This window comes from Mycolicibacterium aubagnense (assembly GCF_010730955.1).
Taxonomy (GTDB): domain Bacteria; phylum Actinomycetota; class Actinomycetes; order Mycobacteriales; family Mycobacteriaceae; genus Mycobacterium; species Mycobacterium aubagnense.
The window spans coordinates 2,797,004-2,819,058 of the sequence record NZ_AP022577.1; the positions used below are offsets into that span (position 1 = coordinate 2,797,004).

The 22,055-nt window shown below is 68.3% G+C and carries 22 protein-coding genes; 8 read left to right on the forward strand and 14 right to left on the reverse strand.

Annotated elements, in window-relative coordinates; genetic code table 11:
• Window positions 1–74 precede the first annotated feature (74 nt).
• From G6N59_RS13845 to ftsH, 6 genes are read right to left on the reverse strand one after another with little or no spacing between them, the layout of a single operon-like run.
• Window positions 75–551: a DUF3180 domain-containing protein gene (locus G6N59_RS13845; RefSeq protein WP_138232831.1), complete on the reverse strand. Its 477-nt coding sequence runs from the start codon at window positions 549–551 to the stop codon at window positions 75–77.
• A complete protein-coding gene (folK, locus tag G6N59_RS13850) occupies window positions 551–1,066 on the reverse strand; it encodes a 2-amino-4-hydroxy-6-hydroxymethyldihydropteridine diphosphokinase (RefSeq protein WP_138232832.1) in 516 nt (171 codons plus the stop codon). The genes G6N59_RS13845 and folK overlap by 1 nt, the downstream gene beginning before the upstream one ends.
• Window positions 1,059–1,433 carry a dihydroneopterin aldolase gene (gene folB, locus G6N59_RS13855; RefSeq protein ID WP_138232833.1) on the reverse strand — a complete coding sequence of 125 codons (375 nt, stop codon included), beginning with the start codon at window positions 1,431–1,433 and terminating at the stop codon, window positions 1,059–1,061. The genes folK and folB overlap by 8 nt, the downstream gene beginning before the upstream one ends.
• Window positions 1,426–2,220 carry a dihydropteroate synthase gene (gene folP / locus G6N59_RS13860; RefSeq protein WP_138232872.1) on the reverse strand — a complete coding sequence of 265 codons (795 nt, stop codon included), beginning with the start codon at window positions 2,218–2,220 and terminating at the stop codon, window positions 1,426–1,428. Before folP ends, folB begins: the two co-directional genes overlap by 8 nt.
• A gap of 20 nt (window positions 2,221–2,240) precedes the next feature.
• Window positions 2,241–2,849: a GTP cyclohydrolase I FolE gene (gene folE, locus G6N59_RS13865; RefSeq protein ID WP_138232834.1), complete on the reverse strand. Its 609-nt coding sequence runs from the start codon at window positions 2,847–2,849 to the stop codon at window positions 2,241–2,243.
• Window positions 2,850–2,857: 8 nt separating this feature from the next.
• Complete coding sequence (gene ftsH, locus G6N59_RS13870) at window positions 2,858–5,104, reverse strand: ATP-dependent zinc metalloprotease FtsH (RefSeq protein ID WP_138232835.1); 2,247 nt, start codon at window positions 5,102–5,104, stop codon at window positions 2,858–2,860.
• Between the two features lie 133 nt (window positions 5,105–5,237).
• Between ftsH and G6N59_RS13875 the strand changes: the two genes are divergently transcribed.
• The 3 genes from G6N59_RS13875 to G6N59_RS13885 are packed head-to-tail and all read left to right on the forward strand — an operon-like array spanning window position 5,238 to window position 8,098.
• Window positions 5,238–6,179, forward strand: a complete 942-nt coding sequence (locus G6N59_RS13875) for an alpha/beta fold hydrolase (protein WP_138232873.1) — start codon at window positions 5,238–5,240, stop codon at window positions 6,177–6,179.
• Window positions 6,176–7,351, forward strand: a complete 1,176-nt coding sequence (locus tag G6N59_RS13880) for an LLM class flavin-dependent oxidoreductase (protein WP_138232836.1) — start codon at window positions 6,176–6,178, stop codon at window positions 7,349–7,351. The genes G6N59_RS13875 and G6N59_RS13880 overlap by 4 nt, the downstream gene beginning before the upstream one ends.
• Window positions 7,352–7,372: 21 nt before the next feature.
• Window positions 7,373–8,098: an SIMPL domain-containing protein gene (locus G6N59_RS13885; RefSeq protein ID WP_138232837.1), complete on the forward strand. Its 726-nt coding sequence runs from the start codon at window positions 7,373–7,375 to the stop codon at window positions 8,096–8,098.
• Here G6N59_RS13885 and G6N59_RS13890 read toward each other — a convergent pair.
• The 5 genes from G6N59_RS13890 to dacB are packed head-to-tail and all read right to left on the reverse strand — an operon-like array spanning window position 8,095 to window position 14,331.
• Entirely contained in the window at window positions 8,095–10,320 is a 2,226-nt protein-coding gene (locus tag G6N59_RS13890) for a molybdopterin oxidoreductase family protein (RefSeq protein WP_138232838.1), read from the reverse strand. The two genes, G6N59_RS13885 and G6N59_RS13890, sit on opposite strands and share 4 nt — an antisense overlap.
• Before the next feature lie 19 nt (window positions 10,321–10,339).
• Window positions 10,340–10,903, reverse strand: a complete 564-nt coding sequence (gene hpt, locus G6N59_RS13895; RefSeq protein ID WP_179970315.1) for a hypoxanthine phosphoribosyltransferase — start codon at window positions 10,901–10,903, stop codon at window positions 10,340–10,342.
• A gap of 58 nt (window positions 10,904–10,961) precedes the next feature.
• Window positions 10,962–11,936, reverse strand: coding sequence for a tRNA lysidine(34) synthetase TilS (gene tilS / locus G6N59_RS13900; protein ID WP_138232840.1), 975 nt, complete (start codon window positions 11,934–11,936; stop codon window positions 10,962–10,964).
• The gene (locus tag G6N59_RS13905) at window positions 11,915–12,973 is read right to left on the reverse strand and encodes an Rv3626c family coenzyme F420 biosynthesis-associated protein (RefSeq protein ID WP_138232841.1); all 1,059 of its coding nucleotides are present in this window, start codon (window positions 12,971–12,973) and stop codon (window positions 11,915–11,917) included. Before G6N59_RS13905 ends, tilS begins: the two co-directional genes overlap by 22 nt.
• Complete coding sequence (dacB, locus tag G6N59_RS13910) at window positions 12,961–14,331, reverse strand: D-alanyl-D-alanine carboxypeptidase/D-alanyl-D-alanine endopeptidase (RefSeq protein WP_138232842.1); 1,371 nt, start codon at window positions 14,329–14,331, stop codon at window positions 12,961–12,963. Before dacB ends, G6N59_RS13905 begins: the two co-directional genes overlap by 13 nt.
• Window positions 14,332–14,441: 110 nt before the next feature.
• Here dacB and G6N59_RS13915 point away from each other — a divergent pair, with 110 nt between their 5' ends.
• The gene (locus tag G6N59_RS13915; protein ID WP_138232843.1) at window positions 14,442–14,930 is read left to right on the forward strand and encodes an inorganic diphosphatase; all 489 of its coding nucleotides are present in this window, start codon (window positions 14,442–14,444) and stop codon (window positions 14,928–14,930) included.
• Window positions 14,931–14,989: 59 nt separating this feature from the next.
• Window positions 14,990–16,396 carry a lipase maturation factor family protein gene (locus tag G6N59_RS13920; RefSeq protein WP_138232844.1) on the forward strand — a complete coding sequence of 469 codons (1,407 nt, stop codon included), beginning with the start codon at window positions 14,990–14,992 and terminating at the stop codon, window positions 16,394–16,396.
• A 7-nt stretch (window positions 16,397–16,403) separates the two neighbouring features.
• On the opposite strand, the gene G6N59_RS13925 is transcribed toward G6N59_RS13920, so the two are convergent.
• Window positions 16,404–16,958, reverse strand: coding sequence for a TetR/AcrR family transcriptional regulator (locus G6N59_RS13925; protein WP_138232874.1), 555 nt, complete (start codon window positions 16,956–16,958; stop codon window positions 16,404–16,406).
• A gap of 119 nt (window positions 16,959–17,077) precedes the next feature.
• On the opposite strand from G6N59_RS13925, the gene G6N59_RS13930 reads away from it, so the two are divergent.
• Both G6N59_RS13930 and G6N59_RS13935 read left to right on the forward strand, forming a co-directional pair.
• The gene (locus G6N59_RS13930; protein ID WP_138232845.1) at window positions 17,078–18,496 is read left to right on the forward strand and encodes an ABC1 kinase family protein; all 1,419 of its coding nucleotides are present in this window, start codon (window positions 17,078–17,080) and stop codon (window positions 18,494–18,496) included.
• Window positions 18,483–19,634, forward strand: a complete 1,152-nt coding sequence (locus G6N59_RS13935; protein WP_138232846.1) for a cytochrome P450 — start codon at window positions 18,483–18,485, stop codon at window positions 19,632–19,634. Before G6N59_RS13930 ends, G6N59_RS13935 begins: the two co-directional genes overlap by 14 nt.
• 57 nt (window positions 19,635–19,691) lie before the next feature.
• Here G6N59_RS13935 and G6N59_RS13940 read toward each other — a convergent pair whose 3' ends face one another.
• On the reverse strand, window positions 19,692–20,078 hold the full coding sequence (locus tag G6N59_RS13940; RefSeq protein ID WP_138232847.1) for a thiol-disulfide oxidoreductase DCC family protein: 387 nt from the start codon (window positions 20,076–20,078) through the stop codon (window positions 19,692–19,694).
• A 15-nt stretch (window positions 20,079–20,093) separates the two neighbouring features.
• Entirely contained in the window at window positions 20,094–21,380 is a 1,287-nt protein-coding gene (locus tag G6N59_RS13945) for an HNH endonuclease (RefSeq protein ID WP_138232848.1), read from the reverse strand.
• 112 nt (window positions 21,381–21,492) lie between these two features.
• Between G6N59_RS13945 and G6N59_RS13950 the strand changes: the two genes are divergently transcribed.
• On the forward strand, window positions 21,493–22,014 hold the full coding sequence (locus tag G6N59_RS13950; RefSeq protein WP_179970316.1) for a 2-oxo-4-hydroxy-4-carboxy-5-ureidoimidazoline decarboxylase: 522 nt from the start codon (window positions 21,493–21,495) through the stop codon (window positions 22,012–22,014).
• Window positions 22,015–22,055 lie beyond the last annotated feature (41 nt).

Genomic DNA, 22,055 nt, shown 5'->3' on the forward strand with positions numbered 1-22,055 from the left:
TGACTGTACCGTTTTGCGTTCCCATCGCAGGTCGCCCACGGCGGCGATTCCCCACATCCCCGCCGGATCGTTACTCATTCGGTTGCGCCGTCAGACTTCTCCGGCGGCTCCAGCGGGGCACGGCAGCAATGCTGCAACCACATGCCTGCCACCAGGAGAGCCAGCGCACTGACGGCCGCGGTCGTGGCGCCCGGGAAATCGGCTGCGGCCACCCGCAGCACACCCCGCCGCGGGATCACGTAGCCGAGTACGCCGAGCCACCAGCCGAGGGCCAGCGCACCGACCCAGGCCGACGCCTTGGCCACGACCACCGACCGGGCGACGGCCAGCGGATGGATCCGGCCGGCTCCCACCCCGACGGCGCCATCCCTGATCTTGGCCCGTAGGTAGAAGGCCCACCCTGCTTCGGCGGCGGCAAAAGCCAACAGCGACAACCCCGTCCACACCGTGATCGGGGGAAACCAGCGGTACACCAGGGTCACCAGCAGATAGGCGGCGATGGTGGCCAGCAGCGTGCCGATGGCGAGATCGCGTTTGCGGGTCGGTCCCATCAGGGCACCAGCGCCAGGTCGGTGCGGCGCACTCCATTGCGTTCCCCGGCATCGAGCACGGCCAGCAGATCAGTGACCGGCACCGGTCGCCCGTCCACGGTCAGCGCCGCATCGGGATCGGCAGCCAGCCACGGCACCAGCACGAAGGCGCGTTGATGAGCCAGTGGGTGCGGCAGCGTCAGGGTCGGATCGGCAGAGCGCACCTCGACCTCGCCGTCGTGACAGCTGACGATGTCGACGTCGAGAGTGCGTGGACCCCAACGCTGTTCGCGGACCCGGTCCGCGGCGTTCTCGAACTCGTGGGCCCGGCGCAACCAGCCCGGGCCGTCGAGGACGGGATCGTCGGCCAGCAGCACGGCGTTCAGGAACGGCCCCTGCTCGACGCCGCCCCAGGCATCGGTCTCGTAGACCGGCGAGATCGCCCGCACGGCATCACCCAGTCCGGAGACCACCGACTGCAGCTGGGCCAGCCGGTCGCCCAGGTTTGAGCCGATGGAGAGGACCACGCTAGCCACGGCCGCCCCGTCTGGACCTGCGCGCCACCACCGCAACGTCGTTGAACGCCAACGGGATCGGCGCACTGGGCTTGTGCAGCACCACCTCGACGGCATGCACGCGCTGGTCGTTCATCACCGAATCGGCGATCTCGCCGGACACCGTCTCGATCAGATTCCGCGGCGGCCCGGCGATGATGTCCGCGGCCTGCTGAGCCAGCGCACCGTAATCGAGGGTGTCCGACAACTCGTCGCTCAGCGCGGCGGCGGCCAAGTCGATCCACACGGTGATGTCGACGACGAAGTCCTGTCCGTCGCGACGCTCATGGTCGAAGACCCCGTGGTGCCCACGAACGGTCAAGCCCCGCAATTCGATTCGATCAGCCATGCCAGGCCTCCACCACTTTCAACGCGTCCACTGAGGCCTGCACATCATGCACCCGAACCCCCCAGACACCGTGCTGCGCGGCCAGCGCCGAGATGACCGCCGTCGCCGTCTCGCGGCCGTCGGGCTCGCGCGGTTTGCCGTCGGCATCCGCGAGGAGGGTGCCGAGGAATCGCTTCCGCGACGCCCCGACCAACACCGGGATCCCGGTGGCGACCAGCTCGGGCAGGGCCCGCAACAGCGCCCAATTGTGCCCCGCCGACTTGGCGAAGCCCAGACCCGGATCGATGATCAGGTTGCCCGGCTCCACCCCCGCCGCGACGGCGTCGTCGACCGCGGCGAGCAGCTCGGCCCGCACGTCCGCCACCACATCGGAGTACTCCGGGATCCGGTGCGGCTGGTCGGCATCGACCTCCCGCCAGTGCATCAGCACCCACGGCACCCGCGCGTCGGCCAGCAGCGGGGCCATGTTCGGGTCGGCCCGTCCGCCGGACACGTCGTTGACGATATGGGCGCCGCATGCCAGGGCGGCCTCGGCCACGTCGGCGTGCATGGTGTCGACGCTGACCGTGATGCCGTGCGCGACAAGCTCTCTGATCACCGGCAGGATCCGGCCGCGTTCGACCTCCGGGTCCACCCGGGCCGCACCCGGCCGGGTCGATTCCCCGCCGACGTCGATGATCTGGGCCCCCTGGGACGCCAACGTCAGACCGTGCGCGATCGCTCGATCGTGGTCCAGGAAACGTCCACCGTCGGAGAACGAGTCGGCGGTGACGTTGACGACGCCCATCACCTGAACTGGCAGTGCGCTCACTTCCGCAGGATCAGATCCAGCGCCTCGGCGCGCGACGACGCGCAGGTCTTGAACTGGCCGCGTACCGCCGACGTGGTGGTCACCGCGCCGGGCTTGCGGACCCCGCGCATCGCCATGCACAGGTGTTCGGCCTCGACCACCACGATGGCGCCCCGCGGGTTCAGCTTGCGCATCAGGGCGTCGGCGATCTGGCCGGTCAGCCGCTCCTGCACCTGCGGCCGCTTGGCGTACAGATCGACCAGCCGCGCGATCTTGGACAGACCGGTCACCCGGCCGTCCTCGCCCGGGATGTAGCCGACGTGTGCGACACCGTGGAACGACACCAGATGGTGCTCGCAGGTCGAGTACATCGGGATGTCCTTGACCAGCACCAGTTCTTCGTGGCCCTCGTCGAAGGTGGTGTCGAGGACGGCGTCGGGGTCGGTGTACAGCCCGCCGAAGATCTCCTCGAAGGCGCGCGCGACGCGGCCTGGCGTGTCCCGCAACCCGTCGCGGTCCGGGTCCTCGCCCACTGCGAGTAGCAGCTCACGCACCGCGGCTTCGGCTCGATCGTGATCGAACGTCGGCGGGGTGAGCCTGGCCGAGTGGATCTGCGACCGCGTCATCTGTGCGCCTACTCGTCGTTGGGCTGGGCCGGCGGCTGCGCCGGTTGCTGGGGGTAGGGCTGGTAGCCCTGCGGCGGACCGGGCTGACCCCATCCCGGCTGCGGGTACCACTGGCCCTGCGGCGCGTGGTGGCCGTGCTGAGGCGGTCCCTGCGGCGGCCAGCCCGGGGCCTGCCAGCCCGCGGGTGCGCCGTAGTTCGGCTGGGTCTGGCCGTGCGGCGGCTGACCATTCGGCACGCCGTGCGCACCGTTGGTGCCGTTCACCCCGGCCGCGGCCTGGCTGGCCGCGGCGATCGCCGCCTTGAACGCCGGCTCCTCGACCGGCGGGGGCCACGGCTCGCCGCGCTCGATGGCCAGCTCGCCGGGCGTCTTGATGGGTGGCTTCTCCGACGGAATCCGGCCGCCGAAGTCGTCGAACAAGGTCAGCCGGGGGCGTTTCTCGACGCCGGCCAGGATGACCTCGAGATCGGCGCGGTGCAGCGTCTCCTTCTCCAGCAGCTCACCGGCCAGTTTGTCGAGCACATCGCGGTAGTGGGTGAGCACATCCCAGGCCTCGGTGTGAGCGGCCTCGATGAGCTTGCGCACCTCGTCATCGATGAGCTGTGCGACCTCATGGCTGTAATCGGCCTGAGTGCCCATGGTGCGCCCGAGGAACGGGTCACCATGCTCGGTTCCGTAGCGGACCGCGCCCAGCCTGGCGCTCATGCCGAACTCGGTGACCATGGCACGGGCGATCTTGGTGGCGTTCTCGATATCGGACACCGCACCGGTGGTGGGCTCGCGGAAGATCAGTTCTTCAGCGGCGCGTCCGCCGATCGCCATCACCAGACGGGCGATCAGTTCGGAGCGCGTCTGCATGCCCTTGTCGTCTTCGGGCACCGCGACAGCGTGGCCGCCGGTGCGGCCGCGCGCCAGGATCGTGACCTTGTACACCGGGTCCAGGTGCGGCATGGCCCAGCCGGCCAGGGTGTGCCCGGCCTCGTGGTAGGCGGTGATCTTCTTCTCGTGCTCGCTGATGATGCGGCCCTTGCGGCGGGGCCCGCCGATCACCCGGTCGACGGCCTCTTCCAGCGCCGGCCCGGTGATGACCGAGGCGTTCTCGCGGGCGGTCAGCAGTGCGGCCTCGTTGATGACGTTGGCCAGGTCGGCACCGGACATGCCGACCGTGCGCTTGGCCAGGCCCTCGAGGTCCGCGTCGGGCGCGATGGGCTTGCCTGCCGAGTGCACCCGCAGCACGGCCCTGCGACCGGCCAGGTCCGGCGCTGACACCGGGATCTGCCGGTCGAAGCGGCCAGGCCGGAGCAGCGCCGGGTCGAGGATGTCGGGCCGGTTGGTGGCGGCGATCAGGATGACGCCCTGGCGGTCGCCGAAGCCGTCCATTTCCACCAGCAGCTGGTTCAGGGTCTGCTCGCGTTCGTCGTGCCCGCCGCCCAGGCCGGCACCGCGCTGACGGCCGACGGCGTCGATCTCGTCGACGAAGATGATGCACGGGCTGTTCTGCTTGGCCTGTTCGAACAGGTCGCGCACGCGGGAAGCACCGACGCCGACGAACATCTCGACGAAGTCCGAGCCGGAAATGGTGAAGAACGGCACGCCGGCCTCACCGGCGACAGCACGCGCGAGCAGGGTCTTGCCCGTACCAGGCGGCCCGTACAGCAGCACGCCCTTGGGAATCTTGGCGCCGAGGGCCTGGTAGCGGCTCGGGTTCTGCAGGAAGTCCTTGATCTCGTAGAGCTCTTCGACGGCCTCGTCGACGCCCGCGACGTCCGCGAACGTCGTCTTGGGCATGTCCTTGCCGAGCAGCTTCGCTTTCGACTTGCCGAAGCCGAAGCCCATCCGGCCGCCGCCCTGCATCCGGGAGAACATGAAGAACAGGCCGACGAGCAGCAGCAGCGGCAGCAGGTAGATCAGCAGCGAGCTGAGGATGCTGCCCTGGTTGACGACCGTCTTGGTCTTGACGTTCTTACCGTTGAGCACGTCGAACAGCGGCACCGCATAACCCGTCGGGAACGACGTGATGATCTTGTTGCTGTTGTCGGTGTCCGGGGTGACGCTCTTCAGGTCCAACCGGACCTGCTGTTCCCGGTCGTCGATCTGGGCGCCGGTGACGTTCCCGGCGTTGATCTGGGCGACGGCCACTGAGGTGTCTACCTGGTGATAACCGCGGGTGTCATCACTGAAATAGAAGAAAGACCAACCCAGCAGCAACACGACCGCGACGACGGTCAGGGTGCGGATGACATTTTTACGCTTCATCGACATATTTCGGCCGGCGAATACTCGTCGGCCAGGTCCTTCCGAGACACAGATGCGGGATAGTTCACAGGTTACCGCTATGCAAACGATCGGCAGTTCCCGGCAGTGGTACCTCCTTCCCGCCGGACGGCCGCTGTGCTTTGGTGAGACCGTGATCACGTCCACCAAGCGGTTAGTCGAGACAGGCGGCGTGCGGCTGCAGGTCACCGAAGCCGGGGACCGCGGCGCGCCCGTCGTCGTCCTCGCGCACGGCTTCCCCGAACTCGCGTACTCGTGGCGGCACCAGATTCCGGCGCTGGCCGCAGCCGGCTACCACGTGCTGGCTCCCGACCAACGGGGCTACGGCGGCTCGTCGCGCCCGCCGGCGATCGAGGACTACGACATCGTCCACCTCACCGCAGACCTGGCCGGGCTCCTCGACGACGTCGGAGCCGAGCGCGCGGTGGTCGTCGGGCACGACTGGGGCTCGCCGGTGGTGTGCAACTTCGCGTTGCTGCACCCCGACCGAGTGGCGGCCGTCGCCGCGCTGAGCGTGCCGCCGGTGCCGCGGGCGTCGGCCCCACCGACGCAGATCTGGCGCCGGCGGGTCGGCGACAACTACTTCTACATGCTGTATTTCCAGGAACCCGGGGTCGCCGACGCGGCCCTCGGGCGCGACCCGCGGAGCACGATGCGCCGGATGATCGCGGAGGAAGGCTTCGCCGCACCACCGGACTCGCTCGTCGGCACCCCACTGCCGGCATTGCCGGACTGGCTCACCGAAGACGAATTCGAGCCGTACGTAACGGCTTTCACCGAAACAGGCTTCACCGGTCCGCTGAACTGGTACCGCAACTTCGACCGGAACTGGGAGCTGACGGCGACCACCCCCGCCCCGACCATCACGGTGCCGACCCTGTTCCTGGCCGGCAGCGCCGACCCCGTGCTGAGTTTCACCCCGCGCGACCGGGTCCGCGACGTCGTCACCGGCGACTACCGGGAGGTCATGATCCCCGGCGCCGGGCACTGGCTGCAGCAAGAGCGCCCCGACGAGGTCAACGCCGCCCTCATCGACTTCATCGAAGGACTGAAATGACGGGTCGGCCGTTGAATTTCGGAGCTTTCCTCACGCCGTTCCACCCGGTCGGCCAATCCCCCACCACCGCACTGGAATACGACCTGGAATGCACCGTGCGCCTGGACCAGCTGGGCTACGACGAGGTGTGGTTCGGCGAACACCATTCCGGCGGTTACGAATTGATCGCCTGCCCCGAGGTGTTCATCGCGACCGCGGCCGAGCGCACGAAGAACATCCGATTCGGCACCGGCGTGGTGTCGCTGCCGTATCACCATCCACTGATGGTCGCCGACCGCTGGGTGCTGCTCGACCACCTGACCCGCGGCCGGGTCATGTTCGGCACCGGCCCCGGCGCGCTGCCGTCGGACGCCTACATGATGGGCATCGACCCCGTGAACCAGCGGCCGATGATGCAGCAGTCCCTGGAGGCCATCCTGGCCCTGTTCCGGGCCGGTCCCGATGAACGGATCTCCCGAGAGACCGACTGGTTCACCCTGCGCGACGCCGCACTGCACATCCGGCCGTACACCTGGCCCTATCCCGAGATATCCACGGCCGCAATGGTTTCCCCGTCAGGGCCCCGGCTGGCCGGGCAGTTGGGCACGTCGCTGCTGTCGCTGTCGATGTCGGTGCCCGGCGGCTACGCCGCCCTCGAGACCACCTGGGACATCGTGTCCGACCAGGCCGCGAAAGCCGGGCGTCCCGAACCGGACCGGCGGAGCTGGCGGGTCCTCGGCGTCATACACCTCGCCGACACCCGCGAGCAGGCCATCGAGGACTGCACGTACGGCCTGGAGGACTTCTCGAACTACTTCGGCGCGGCCGGCTTCGTCCCGCTCGGCAGCCAGACCGGTCCGGCACCGACGTCGCGGCAATTCGTCGAAGACTATGCGGCCAAAGGCAATTGCTGCATCGGCACGCCCGCCGATGCCATCGGCTACCTCCAGGACATGCTGGACCGGTCAGGCGGCTTCGGCACGTTCCTGATGCTCGGCCACGACTGGGCGCCGCCGGCCGCGACTATGCACTCGTACGAGTTGTTCGCCCGCGAGGTGATCCCCCATTTCAAGGGCCAGCTCACCGCGCCGCACGCCTCGCACGAGTGGGCCAAGGGCATGCGCGACCAGTTGTTCGGCCGGGTCGGCGAAGCCGTCGTGAACGCGATCGCCGAGCACACCAACGAGTCCTGAGCGATCGGTACGGTGGACGACATGCCATTTGTGACCCGACGTACCGCAGCCCTGACCCTCGCCGGACTCGCGATCGCCGGAGCCGTCGGCGTCGCCGGCTGCGGTTCCGACGGGAGCTCCGACGCAGCCAAGCCGGAGAACCGCCAGGTCACCGTCGTCGGCACCGGCAAGGTCCAGGGCACGCCGGACACCCTGAACGTCACGGCCTCCATCGAAGCCATCGCGCCGGACGTCACCGCCGCGATGAACCAGACCAGCAGCCGTCAGCAGGCGGTGATCGATGCACTGGCCGGGGCCGGCATCGACAAGAAGGACATCGCCACCAAGCAGGTCGAGCTGCAGCCCGACTACCGCGACTCCGTCATCACCGGCTACCGGGCCAGCAACACCATCGACATCAAGGTCCGCAAGCTCGACACCGCGTCGCAGGTGCTGGCGAAGATCGTCACTGCCGGCGGTAATTCCACCCGGATCAGCAATGTCGCCTACTCCATCGACGACGACTCGCAGCTGGTCAAGGACGCCCGCACCCGCGCCTTCAACGACGCGAAGGACCGCGCCCAGCAGTACGCCCAGTTGTCCGGCCTGAACCTCGGCAAGGTGGTTTCGATCTCCGAAGCGACCGGCGGCACTACTCCGACACCCATGCCCGCGCCGAGGATGGCCATGGCCGAGGCCGTGCCCCTGTCCCCGGGCCAGCAGACGGTCAACTTCTCGGTGACCGTGATCTGGGAGCTGGGCAGCTAGCCGGCGGGCGCAATTTCAACGGGAATGCCGTTCAGCACCGCGGTACCGGACAACCGGTCCAGGTGAGTGCCGTCGTTGAGCTGGTTGACGTTGACGCCCGGGTGGCTGCTCGCGAGCCGCTGACCGGTGCCGCCACGGTTGTGGCCCCAGCCGTGCGGCAGCGACACCACGCCGCGCCGCATCACATCGGTCACCTCGATCGGGGCCAGTAGTTCACCACCGGGCCCCTTGATGATGGCAACGTCGGTGAGACCCAGATCCGCGGCATCGTCGGGGTGAATCTGCAAGGTGCACCGATTGGTTCCGCCGGACAGCGCGGGCAGGTTGTGCATCCAGCTGTTGTTCGAGCGCAGGTGACGGCGGCCGATGAGCAGGAAGCCGCCGGCCGAGCGGCTCAGCGCCTCTCGCAGCCGCGCCACGTCGGCGATGATCGGCTCCGGCGCGAGTTCGATTCGCCCACTTGGGGTTCGGAGTACTTCGGGAATCCGCGGCCGCATCGCCCCCAGGTCGATGCCGTGCGGATTGGCCTTGACCTTTTCGAGGGTCAGCCCGTCGGGCTTGGTGCCGAATGCGTCGCCGTAAGGCCCGAGCCGCAGCATCAGGTCCAGCCGGCGCTCATAGCCGGGGCCCGCGGGGAGCATGCCGGTCAGTTCGTCGACGTCGCGCCCGGCGACCGGCGAATCGGGGTCCTGCGTTTCCTTGGCCAGCGTCGCGGCGATCACCTGGGCGTCGACGAGGGCCGGATCGGCTTGCGTCCCAACGCCGTACAACACCAACGCAATACGAGACAAAATCTCGGCCTCGTCCGGGCGGTTGTCGCGCGGCAGCACCGGTGGCGAGTAGCGGACGTTGTTGCGCACCGCGAGATTGTTCAGCAGGACATCGAAGTGCGGGCTCTGCGCGGGCGGTGGCGGCGGCAGGATCACGTCGGCGTGCCGCGTGGTCTCGTTCAGGTACGGGTCGACGGACAGCATGAATTCGACACTGTCCAAAGCCTTGTCGAGCCGGTCACCGTCCGGCGCCGACAGCACCGGGTTGCCGGCGATGGTGATCATCGCCTTGATCTGGCCGTCGCCCGCGGTGTCGATCTCCTCCGCCAGCGCGGCGGCCGGCAACTCGGACATCACTTCGGGGTAACCGGAGACCCGACTGGCCCACCGTCCGGTTCGGAACCCGCGGCCGGGCTGCCCGGCCTTCCGAGGCCGCGGCGCCGGGACGGCCGCACCGAGCGGGAACATCACGCCACCGGGCCGGTCCAGGTTGCCGGTGAGGACGTTGATCACGTCGACTAGCCAGCTGCCGATCGTGCCGAATTCGACTGTGGAGGTACCGATCCGGCCGTACACCGCGGCCGTCGGTGCCGCCGCGAGCTCACGGGCCAGTTGGCGAATCTCGCCGGCATCGATCCCGCAGGCCTGTTCGACCGCTTCCGGTGCGAAGTCGTCGGCCAGCGCCCGAACCTGTTCGACGCCGATGACGTGCTCGGCGTTCGCTCCGAGGTCGACCAGCCCTTCATCGAACAGCACGTGCACGACGGCGAGCAGTAGCGCCGCGTCGGTGCCCGGGCGCGGCGCCAGGTGCCGGTCGGCGAGTTTGGCGGTCTGGGTGCGGGCCGGGTCGATCACCACGAGCTTGCCGCCGCGCTTCTTGAGCGCCCGCAGCTTGCCGGGGAAGTCGGCAGCGGTGGTCACGCTGCCGTTGGACACCAGCGGATTCGCGCCGATGATCACCAGGTAGTCCGTGCGATCGAGGTCGGGCACCGTGAACGCGCCCGGGCTGCCGAACATCAGACCCAGCGCAACGTGTTTGGGCATCTGGTCGAGGGTGCTGGCGCTGAACACCTGGCGGGTGCCCAGGCCTTTGATGATCAGCGGGGCATAGAGCGCGCCCGCGATGGTGTGCGCGTTCGGGTTACCCAGGTACACGCCCACCGAGGCACCCCCGTGCGCGGCGATCACCGCGCCGAGCCGCTCGGCGACGACGGCGTAGGCCTCGTCCCAGTCGACCTCGGTCAGCACGCCGTCGCGGCGCACGAGCGGGCGCGTCAGCCGGTCGGGATCGTTGTCGAGCTCACCGAAGCTGGCGCCCTTGGGACAGATGAATCCCGCGCTGAAGACGTCGTCGTGGTCACCGCGCGCGCCGGTCACGCGACCGTCGTCGATGGTGAGGGTCAGGCCGCAGGTGGCTTCACAGAAGGGGCAGATCCGGAGTGCGGTGCTCATGCACGCGATTCTGCTCCGGCTACTGCTGTTCGTACACCTTCGGGTCGAGCGTGCCGATGTACGGCAGGTCGCGGTAGCGCTCGTCGTAGTCCAGGCCGTAGCCGACCACGAACTCATCGGGGATGTCGAACCCGATGTGGGCGACGTCGATGTCGGCGCGCATGGCGTCGGGCTTGCGCAGCAGCGTGCACACCCGCAGCGAGCGCGGTCCCCGGGTCGCCAGGTTGCGCAGCAGCCACGACAGGGTCAGGCCGGAGTCGATGATGTCCTCGACTATCAGCACGTCGCGGCCGCTGATGTCGCGGTCGAGGTCCTTGAGGATGCGCACTACGCCCGAGGACGAGGTCGACGACCCGTAGGAGCTGACGGCCATGAACTCCAGCTGCGTCGGCAGCGGGATCGCGCGCGCCAGGTCGGTCACGAACATGACCGCGCCCTTGAGCACGGTGATCAGCAGCAGGTCCTGATCGCCGGAGTCGGCGCGATAGTCCTCGGCGATCAGCTCGGCCATCTCGGCGATGCGCGCCTGAACCTGCTCCTGGGACAGGAGAACCGACTTGATGTCACCCGGGTACAGATCCACGGCAACAGCGTGCCACGCCTGCTCGCCCAGTACCAAGACCGTCCCGCTGCGTGGTCGCTCACACGGGCCGGGCGGCGACTGTGAGCATTCCGGCGCGGCGGGTGACCACGAGCCGCTGATACCGCAGCGACGAGGGCACCGCGGCGCCGCCCTGCCCGTGCCAGTCCCCGACCAGCGCGTCGACGGCGCGCAGCTGCCCGTCGGTGAGCGCCGTCGCTCCGACGTCCAGCAGCCATCCGCGGATGACCCGGCGCCGCAGGGCAGCGGGGAGTTCCTCGAGTCCGGCGACGGTCAGGCCGGCAGCGGTGCCATGTACCGAGTCGCTGCGCAGTGCGGCCAGATGGGTGGCGGCCAAGGCGTCGAGGGCATCGTTGTCCTCCCGCAGGGCGGCGGCGGTACGGGCCAGCGCCCGCGCGACCCCGCCGGACAACACCTCCTCGAGCAGCGGCAGCACCTCGGTGCGCAGCCGCACTCGGGTGTAGCGCGGGTCGGTGTTGTGCGGATCCCGCCACGGCGTGAGCCCCAGCTCGGCGCAGGCGGCCTCGGTGTCGGCACGCCGTACCTCAAGCAGGGGCCGGCCCCACGGCGGGTCCCAAACCCGCATGCCGGCAATGGATCTCGGACCCGAGCCCCGACCCAACCCGAGAAGTACCGTCTCGGCCTGATCGTCGAGCGTGTGCGCGAGTAGCACCGGCGCCCCGGCGCGGGCCTGGTTCAATGCGTCATACCGCGCGGTGCGGGCGGCAGCTTCCGGGCCGCCATCGGTGCCAACGTTGACGGAAATCACTTGGGCGTCAACACAACCCAGTTTCCTGGCTTGAGCTGCCGCCGTGGCCGCCACCTCCGCCGATCCGGGTTGCAGACCGTGGTCGACGATCAAAGCGGTGGTCGGCTTGAGGGCAGCGGCGACGGCCGTCAGCGCGAGCGAGTCGGCGCCACCGGAAAGCCCGACGCACCAGCGGTCGGCCGGATGCCGGCGCGCGAACGCCATGACCGCAGGGCGCAGTCTGCTCAAAGCACTCGATCGATCCATCGCCGCGGCTCGTCGATTTCGGTTGGCAGCGGCAGGGTTTCGGCGTCGGTCCAGATCGCGTTGAACCGCGTCATACCGACCGTCGACACCACCTCGTCGACGAACTTCTTGCCGCGGGTGTACTGCGCCACCTTGGCATCGACGCCGAGCAGGGCGCGGACGATCCGTTGCAGCGGCGAATGTTTGCGGTGCCGACGGTGGTCGAACCGGCTGCGGATGGTGACCACCGAAGGCACCACCGCCGGCCCGACGGCGTCCATCACGTGGTCGGCGTGACCTTCCAGCAAGGTCCCCAGCACCAGCAGCTGGTCCAGCGCGCGCTGCTGCTCATCGGACTGCACGATGCGCAGGACGCCCAGGATGCCTTGCGAATTCGGGTCGGCCTCGCCGCTGCGCTGGGTCCGCACGTACTCGGCCACCCGGCCGGCGATGTCACCGGCATCGAGACCGGATTCGTCCGTCAGAACCGCCAGCGCCTGCGACATGTGGCCGGCGAGCCACGGGTTGGCGCGGAACTGCACGCGGTGCGTCACTTCGTGCAGGCACACCCAGAGCCGGAAGTCGGCGGGATCGACCTTCAAGTGTCGTTCTGCGGCAAGCACATTCGGCGCGACCAGGAGGAGCTGACCCCCATTTGCCGCGAACGGGTCGTACTGCCCCAGGATGCCCGACGACACGAACGCCAGCACCGCACCCGTCTGCGCACCGGCGATGCGGCCGCCCAGTTTGGCGGCAAGACCTGTGGGACGTGATGTTTCGCCACCCGTCATCACCCGCATGGACTCCGTGGCGGCCCGCACCCAGTCCTGGCGGTCGACGACACGCGCTTCGGGCACCTCGGCACCCTCATTGAGCAGAGTCACTTCCCGCACCGGGAGCTCGGCGCGCCGAGCCGAGTCGGCGAGCTGCTCATACACCTGATTGCGGGTGTAGTCGGTGGTCGCCGGTTCCTGGCGGGTCAGCTTGGCACCGACCGTGGCGGCGAAGCTCCAGTCGACGGCCCGGCCGACGGTCGGCGTCTGGCTCACGAGCCGCACCCGCAGGACCGGAACGCCGCAGCCAGGGCGTCCAGTGCGGTGCGTCCTTCCGGACCGGCGTTGTTGGAGATCAGTGCGAAGGTCAGGACCCGTCCGCTCTGGTCGGTGACGATGCCCGCCAGCGCGTTGGTACCCGTCAGCGAGCCGGTCTTGGCCCGCAGATATCCGGCGGACGGGGTGTCGGCGTAGCGGTCCCACAGCGTGCCGCTGCCGCCGGCGATCGGCAGGACGTCCAGCAGCGGACGCAGGCGGGGCTCGCTGGTGCCCGCGGCGGCGTTGACCACGTCGTCCAGGACGGTCGCGGTGAGCCGGTCATTCACCGATAGGCCGCTGGCATCGAACAGCGTCGCACCCGAAGTCGTCAGTCCCGCCTTCGCCAGCTGGCCGAGGACAGCGCGGACCCCGCCGTCGAAACTCTGTGGCTGGTTCACCGCGGCGGCGACCTCGCGGCCGATCGATTCGGCCATGACGTTGTCGGAGGCGCCCATCATCTCGCGCAGGCGCTCGATCAGCGGCGGGGATTGCACCGCCGCGAGCTGCTGGCCGGCGGCCGGCGTGGTGCGGACCGTGACATTGGCGGGGTCGACCCGCAACGCCGCGGCCAGGGCCCGTCCGGCATCGAGCGCCGGGGTGGTCGACCGCCTGGATTCCACGGTGGTGGGCTGGATGCGGCCGGCATCGATCATCGCCGATTGGATCGGGGCCCAGTCACCGCCCTCGATGTCGGCGAGGTCCCAGCCTGGCGCCATCGTGGGACCCGAGTAGAGGCTGATGTCGACCTGCACGGCCGTCGGTGTGACGCCGGCCTTGCGGACCTGGTCGGCCAGGTCTGAGATGCGGGCCGCGTCGCCGTACCAGGTGTCGGTGCCGGGCGCCGCCGCGGACAGTGTCGGGTCGCCGCCACCCTTGAGCACCACGACGTCCGGGGTGTCACCCGACACGACCGTCGTGGTCAGCCTGGCGTTGCGATCGAGCGTGAGCAACGCCGCCGCAGCCGTCAGCGTCTTGTTCGTGGACGCGGGCTGCAGCGGGACGTTCGCGCCCTGTGCCCACAGCTGGGTACCGGTGACGGCATCGGTGACCCGGGCCCCCAGCATGCCGAGATTCGGGTTCGCCGCCAGCGGCGCCAGCACGGCGGCCAGCTGCCCGGGCACCGGTTGCGCGGCAGAGTCGGAGACGGGCTGCACCCCTGGTCGGGGTGTGACGAGCGCGGGTTGTGGCTTGACGGCGGTCCCGGCCGCGGGGGCGGCATCGTGATGCGTCAGCACTGCGGCCGCTGCCACCAGCGCGGCGACCAGCACCAGAACTGCCACACCGATCACCACGTGGGTCGATCGGCGCCACCGGGTGGGCCGCATGCTGCTCCTGAACTGCTCTGGGTCCGCTCTGGGTCCGCGTATGTCACTGAGCAGGGTATCGCTCGTCTAAGGTGTACCCGGTTATCAGCACAGAGCTAAGGAGCCTCCCGGTGGAGCACGAAGTCGTCATCGAGATCCCCAAGGGTTCGCGCAACAAGTACGAAGTGGACCACGAGACCGGCCGAGTGAAGCTCGACCGCTACCTGTTCACCCCCATGGGCTACCCCACCGACTACGGGTTCTTCGAGAACACCCTCGGCGAAGACGGCGACCCGCTGGACGCGCTGGTGCTACTGACCGAGTCGGTCTTCCCGGGCTGCATCGTCGACGCCCGCCCGGTCGCCATGTTCAAGATGACCGACGAGGCCGGCGGCGACGACAAGCTGCTGTGCGTGCCCGCCGGTGACCCGCGGTGGGACCACATCCAGGACGTCAGCGACATCTCGCAGTTCGAGCTGGACGCCATCAAGCACTTCTTCGTGCACTACAAGGACCTGGAACCGGGCAAGTTCGTCAAGGCCGCCGACTGGGTCGGTCGCAAAGAGGCCGAAGAAGAGCTGGCCCGCTCGATCGCCCGGTTCGAAGAACAAGAGCACTGACCCGCGGAGCCCTGTCGCCCGCCGTACCCTGAAGAGGTACAGCGGGGTCAGGTCGCCAGATGGAATGGTTCTCAGCGCCCGAGTACTGGTTCAGCCGGCTGGTGCTGGAGCGGGGCATCGCCGGCGTCTACCTGATCGCGTTCATCTGCGCCGCAAGGCAATTCCGCGCATTGCTCGGCGAACACGGCATGCTGCCGATTCCGCGCTATCTGGCAGCGGTGTCATTCCGGCAGGCGCCCAGCATCTTCCACTGGCACTACTCCGATAGGTTCTTCGCCACCGTCGCCTGGTTCGGGGCCGCACTCAGCGTTGCGCTGGTCGCGGGCGCCGGCGATCTCGTGCCGCTGTGGGTGGCGATGCTCATGTGGCTCCTGCTGTGGGTGCTGTACCTGTCGATCGTCAACGTCGGGCAGCGGTGGTACGCCTTCGGGTGGGAGTCCCTGCTGCTGGAGGCCGGGTTTCTGGCGGTGTTCCTCGGAAACGACGCCGTCGCGCCACCAGTGCTGGTGATCTGGCTGGCCCGATGGCTGGTTTTCCGCGCCGAGTTCGGTGCGGGACTGATCAAGCTGCGCGGTGACCGGTGCTGGCGCGATCTGACCTGCCTCTACTACCACCACGAGACGCAGCCGATGCCGGGTCCGCTGAGCTGGTTCTTCCATCACCTGCCCCGGCCACTGCACCGGGTCGAGGTGGCGGTCAACCACGTCACCCAACTCGTGGTTCCGTTCGGATTGTTCGCGCCGCAACCCGTGGCCACTGTCGCGGGCGGCATCGTGGTGATCACCCAGCTGTGGCTCGTGATCTCCGGCAACTACGCATGGCTGAATTGGTTGACGATGGTGTTGGCCTTCAGCGCGATAGCCGGGCCGGTGCCGGCGCCGTCCGCGCAGCCGGCAGCCCCGGCCTGGTTCATGGCGCTCGTCATCGCGTTCGGTGTGCTGGTCGTGGTGTTGAGCTACTGGCCGGTGCGAAATCTGATTTCGCCGCGACAGCGCATGAACGCCTCATTCAACTCGCTGCACCTGGTGAACACGTACGGCGCATTCGGCTCGATCGGCCGCATCCGGCGGGAGGTGGTGATCGAGGGCACCGACGAACCCGAAATCACCGATCACACGCTATGGAAGGAATACGAGTTCAACGGCAAGCCTGGCGCCGTCGGCCACTTGCCGCGCCAGTGGGCGCCCTACCACCTGCGTCTCGACTGGATGATGTGGTTCGCCGCCATCTCACCGACCTACGGGCGCCAGTGGTTCGCCGGCCTCCTGGAGCGGCTGCTACTGGGCGACCCGGCGACGCTGAAGCTACTGCGGCACAATCCTTTTCCCGATTCACCGCCCCGCTACGTGCGCGCGCAGACGTTTCGCTACCGCTACACCACTCCCCGCGAGCTCCGGCAGGACCGCGTGTGGTGGCGCCGCACCCTGGAAGGTCAGTACTTCCCGCCGGTTGCGCTCCCGACTTGATGCGGGGTCAGCGCGCCGCTTCGATCCGGCCCGCCAGCATCGCGGTCCAGTCCGCGATGTACTCCTCGTCAGGCGTATCCGACTGCGGGGCATGAAAGACGACGCGTGTGGCCTGCTTGCCCAGCAGCGCGTTGACCCCGACCACCGCGATCCGCCTGGCCTCGGCCGGATCGAGGCCAGGAGCACAGCCGCCGATCCAGTCCGCCAGTTCGCTGTAGAGGCCGTCGACCAAAGCGGCGTAGGCGGCGCCCGGCCGGTCCGATTGATCAGCCGGCGTGCGGGCCGCGACCTGCAGGAACTGGCTTTCCTGGTTCAGCACGCTCAGCACGTACCGGCCGAGCAGCGTGAGTTCAGTCCGCAGTTCCCCCTCACCGGCGAACAGGGCGCTGATGTCGTGCATCGCGCGGCGCCGGTCCAGTTGCCGGTCGATCCCCGCCGCGAGCAGGGCCTCTTTGGTCTTGAAGTGGTTGTAGAGGGCGCCGCAGCCGGGCACGAGGCCGGCCGCCTTCTCGATCTGAGTGATGCTGGTGGCTTTGTAGCCCTGCTCACCGAACAGCCGCATGGCCTCGGTGACCAGCCGTTCCTTGGTTGATGTCTCCACCGCCAACTCCCCGCCATTGACCTCATATAAGAAGGGACATATATTTCGTACTAGGTCACCATACAACGCTGGGAGGCGAAATGACCGGGAATGTGCCGCGCGGACGTATCCGCCGCACCATGCCGGTCGCCGGCTTCACCGCACGCGCCGCGGGTGGACGGATGGTCGCGGCCCTGAGGGAGAAGGCCGGCAACGCCGGCGCCGTCGAGCGTTTCCACGAGCGCACCGCCGAGCAGTACGCCGAACTTCTGGGTCACTCCAAGGGCGTGTTGATGAAAGCCGGCCAGTTGATGTCCATGGTCGACGCCAATGCCATTGGCGCCGGCGAACTCTCGCCGTACCAGCGGGCGCTCACCCGGCTGCAGGCCGACGCGCCGCCGATGGAGTCGGCCCTGGCCCGGCAGGTCGCCGAGGACGATCTCGGGCGCCCGATCTCGGCGGTGTTCGCGTCGTTCTCCGACGAACCGATCGCCGCGGCGTCCATCGGACAGGTCCACCGGGCCGTCCTGCACGACGGCCGCGACGTCGCGGTGAAAATCCAGTATCCCGGTGTGGCACAGGCCATTCGCGATGACCTGTCGAACACCGAACTGCTGGCGACGATGTTCCGGTTCGCAGCCGGTGCGGCGAGCACGATCGGCACCATACTGCCGGACGTCGCACCCATCGCCGCCGAGATTTCCGAACGCATCTCCGAGGAGATCGACTATCGCCGGGAAGCCGCCCACATCACCGCGTTCAGCGAGCTGTGGCGCGATCACCCGCACATCCGGGTGCCCGAGCTGGTCGGCGAGGCATCCGGCGACCGCGTCCTCACCATGACATACCTCGATGGATTAGACTGGGCCGCAGCACAAGACGCCGACCAGGAACTGAAGGACGCTTGGGCCGAGGTGATCACCCGATTCATTGCGGGCTCATATCGGCACGGCAATCTGTTCCACGCCGACCCGCACCCGGGTAACTATCGATTCGGCCTCGACGGCACAGTCGGCTTCGTCGATTTCGGCTGCGTGAAGGTGCTCACCGAAGCTCAGCGCCGGCTGATCGTGCGCATGATGCGGTCCGCCGTCGACGGACGTAAACACGACCTCCGGGCAATCATGATCGAAAGTGGCTTCTTCACAGCCGATTCCGTGTTGACAGCAGACGACGCGTACCAGTGGTATGAGGGCATCATCTACGAGATCCTGGCGCCTCAACCGGCGACCTACACCGAAGAGACGTCGCGGCGCGCGATCGCGTCATTCCTTGATGTACGAGACGCCGATCATCCGATGCGGCACATCACGGTGCCGCCCGACCTCGTCTTCTTCTCCCGGCTGAACCTATCGATGAATGCCATCTTCACCGCGCTGCGCGCGACGTTCCATGCCCGCGCCGCGGTGGACGACATGGATGGTGCCGCCGCACCGATTACCGACCTCGGCCAGGCACACGTTGCGTGGGTTCGCCAGCGCGGGTTGCCCTTTGGAATGGACGCCCATGTCTATCAATGACGTCGCAGCAGCCCGGCTGCCGTGGGACGCCGCTGACCCCTACCCGTTCTACGAGGCCCGGCGGCGCGCCGGAGATATCGTGTGGGACAACGTCGCCCAAGGTTGGCTGGTGCTCGGCTACGACGCGGCCCGACAGGTACTCGGCGGGTCCGACTGGACCAGCGATCCGCTGGCGAACCCGGTGGCACGCGCTTCCATGACCATGATGGCGCCGGAATTCGCCAAGGCCTCAATGCTTTTCACCGACGGCGCCGACCACGACCGCCTGCGCGGCGCGGTGCGGGACGCGTTCACGCGCAGCACGATTGCCGGATTGACCGAGGGCGTGGAGACGATTGCCACCGAGGTCATCGCGCAGGCGCCCACCGGTGAGCCGTTCGATTTCATGTCGCAGATCGCGCTGCCGTTGCCGATCGCGGTGGTCGGTGAGTGGCTTGATCTCGACCCGGGCCACGCGGCGTCGCTGCGCGAGCTGTCGCCGTCGATCATCCGCATGCTGGGCACCCTGGCCGATCCCGTCGAGGTGGCCGAGGGGTTCGGTGCCGCCGCCGCATTGATGGCGGAGTTCCTGCCACTTGCCGCCGATCGGCGGGCCCATCCCGGCGACGACCTGTTCAGCTTCATCGCCACCGATCCCGAACTGTCTCTCGATGATGTCGTGGTGACGGCCATCCTGATCGCGGTCGCCGGGCACGAGACCACGGCGAATCTCCTTGGCACAGGGCTGATTCGACTGGTCGGGGAACAGATCGAAACCGTCGACGGAGCCGTGATCACCGAGCTGCTGCGGCTCGACGGACCGGTGCAGTCGACGGTCCGGACCGCTACCGAGAACCACCGGCTGGCCGGCGTCGACATCGCCGCCGGAGACAGCGTTGTCGTCGCGGTGGCGGCCGCCAACCGCGACCCGTCGGTGTTCGACGAGCCCGACCGGTTCCGGTTGGGCCGCACCGGCCCCGCTCCCCTGGCCTTCGGTTACGGGGCCCACTACTGCCTGGGTTCAGCCCTGGCCCAACTGGAGTTGACGGTCGCGCTGCGGGAAGTCGTTGCCCGCCAACCTACTGTCAGTGGCCCTGTTGCCTGGCGTGATACCCCGGCCATTCGGGGGCCACAGACCTTGCCGGTGGTGTTCAACTGATGCGGTGTTCGTCACCGAGTTGCGAGCGCCGCCGAGGGATACCGCGCGATGGCGCAGCTACGCTGAAACACATTCCGACGGTGCGGATTCGCACCACGGCGTGACGCCGCGGAAGCGGTAACGGTGCGTCGCCACCCACCGGTAGACGTGCTCCTGCACCGCACCGACTCCTGGAACGCCGTAGACCCACAACGGCAATCGAGTGCCGAGCGCCGCGGACAACGCCGCGTTGGCCGCCTTTGCCGCGCCGAACACTTCGCCCGAGGAGTCCAGCCACCACACCGACTCCATGAGGTGTTCCGGTGCCACGCCAAGGCGCTCGGCGGTGCCGGGTTTCTGCAGCGGTTCGGTGCGGAGCCGACCAGTCCGGTTCATTCGCAGCAGCGCGTTACGCGCGCGGGTACACATCCCACACTTGCCGTCGAAGAACAGCACACCGTCCATGACTTCATCATGCGCCTAGTCACGCAGAACGCGAGGGCGCGACCCCTCATCGATGATCGCGAGGTGGACCCTGCGGGTCAGGATCTGCAGTCCCGTCGGCATCGGCGGCGCGGTGGAGGTATAGACGGCGCCTGTCGGGGTGGTGAATTCGGTCGTGTGACGGCCGTACCGGTCATAGGTGGTGCGAGAGCGCCAGCCGGGCTCTTCTTTGACGTAGTTGCAGTGCTCGCACAGGCCTTGGCCGTTAGCGCCGGCGGTGGGTCCATGGTGCGCATGCGGCGTGATGTGGTCGAGATGCCGGACCGGGGCGTTGCAGTACGGGGTCCGGCAGGTTTGGTCGCGGGTGGCGATGAACCGGGCCAGGCCCTTCGGGAAGGTCCGGGACTTCGATTCCATCGCCACCAGATTGCCCGTGGCCGGTTGCGCGTACAGCCGCCGCAATGACGCTTCGGCTTGCGTGTCGAGCACGGCGCGTTCGATGAGTTGGCGAGCCAAGATCGCAGGGATAGGACCATGGCCCTCCAGGTGCGCCGGTTCAGAGCCGCCGGCGAGCAGGGTCTCGTCAGAGAGCACCAGGTTGACTGCCACCGACGCCGGCGTGGCGAGGGGGTTGCGACCCGTGACACGTTCGACGACGGTGTCGGCCATGATCTGACTGCAGGTCCGCCCGTCGGCACGGCCATCGCGTGCGGCCTCGCCGGCGGCGGCCTTCAACGCCCCGTGCGTCTCGTAGGCCTCGACCACCGGCAGCACCACCGTCAGGTATGCCATCCCGTCGGGAGCGGGTCGGATGGTCGCCCGCCTCCCACTCGGGGCCTGCCGAATCTTGTCCAGCACGGCTTCCCGGTCGAGCCGATAGGCGATGCGCTTTGCCCGGGCCGCGATCTTCTTGTCGCCCAGCCCCTCCAGTTCCCCAGGCTCGGCGCACATCTGGGCATCTAACTTCGCTCGATCAGCCGGCGATAGGCAGGCCGCTTCGCGGCAGATCAACCCGGCCCGCCATTCCGAGAGCGCTCCAGATTCGAGCGCGGCCAGGGTGTGCGGCATGCCAGAGGTCAGCATTCGTGCCGTGGCCAGGTACTGCTTGCCCTGATGGGGCGACTGACGCCGGGCCAGCCCGACCTCGGTCCCCAGACCCCGCCGAGACGCCTTGCCGTCGGCCTGCCGGATCGCGTCCCACGCCGCGGTCACGCGCACCTGCTGCGCGGCGACCAGACCTTTGAGCCGTTCGAGTTCAACGAGCTGATCCCGCAGTGCCGCCTCCCCGGCGTCGGGATCGATCTCCGTCAAACTGTCGAACACATGTTCGATGTTATCGGATGCAGGTGATGCGCGCCAGACCCCAGATGAATGAATTTGCTCCGCTGTAACACGAGGAAATCTGCCTGTACCGTGCGGATTCGATGATGTCTGTGTGTTGATGCATCAGGGAATCGGTCTCGACGCGTTCAACGCCATGCCGAAGCAGCGGGCGGTGCACGCACTGTACGAATGCTGCTACAGCGTGCCCCTGGCCGGCAGCCTGGCCGACGGACGCGACTACGACGACCATGACCACCTGTTCCGGCGCGCCGACGACCTCCTGTTCGCGCTCGCCGACTCCTCGGTGGACGCGATCCTGCAGGCATACCCGCAGGTCGGCCGTCGGCCCGGCAGCGCCCGATCGCAGTTCGAACAGTGTGCGGTGTGCGACCGCGACCCCGATCTCATGGCGACGCTGACGATGAATGCGTCCACCTACCGCGACCACTTCGGCTTCGACTTCGTGATGTTCGTCGGCGCCATGGGCGCCGACGAGGTGCTGGCCCACATGGCCGACCGTATGCACAACGACCACGAGACCGAGCGCAAAGTGGTCCGTAATGAGCTGGCCCGCATCAACCGGACCCGGCTGGAGCGCATGCTCGGACCCGAGGGCGGCTACAACAACTGGTAACGAAGCCGCCACGGCGCGCCCGCCGTCAGGAACCGTTCGCC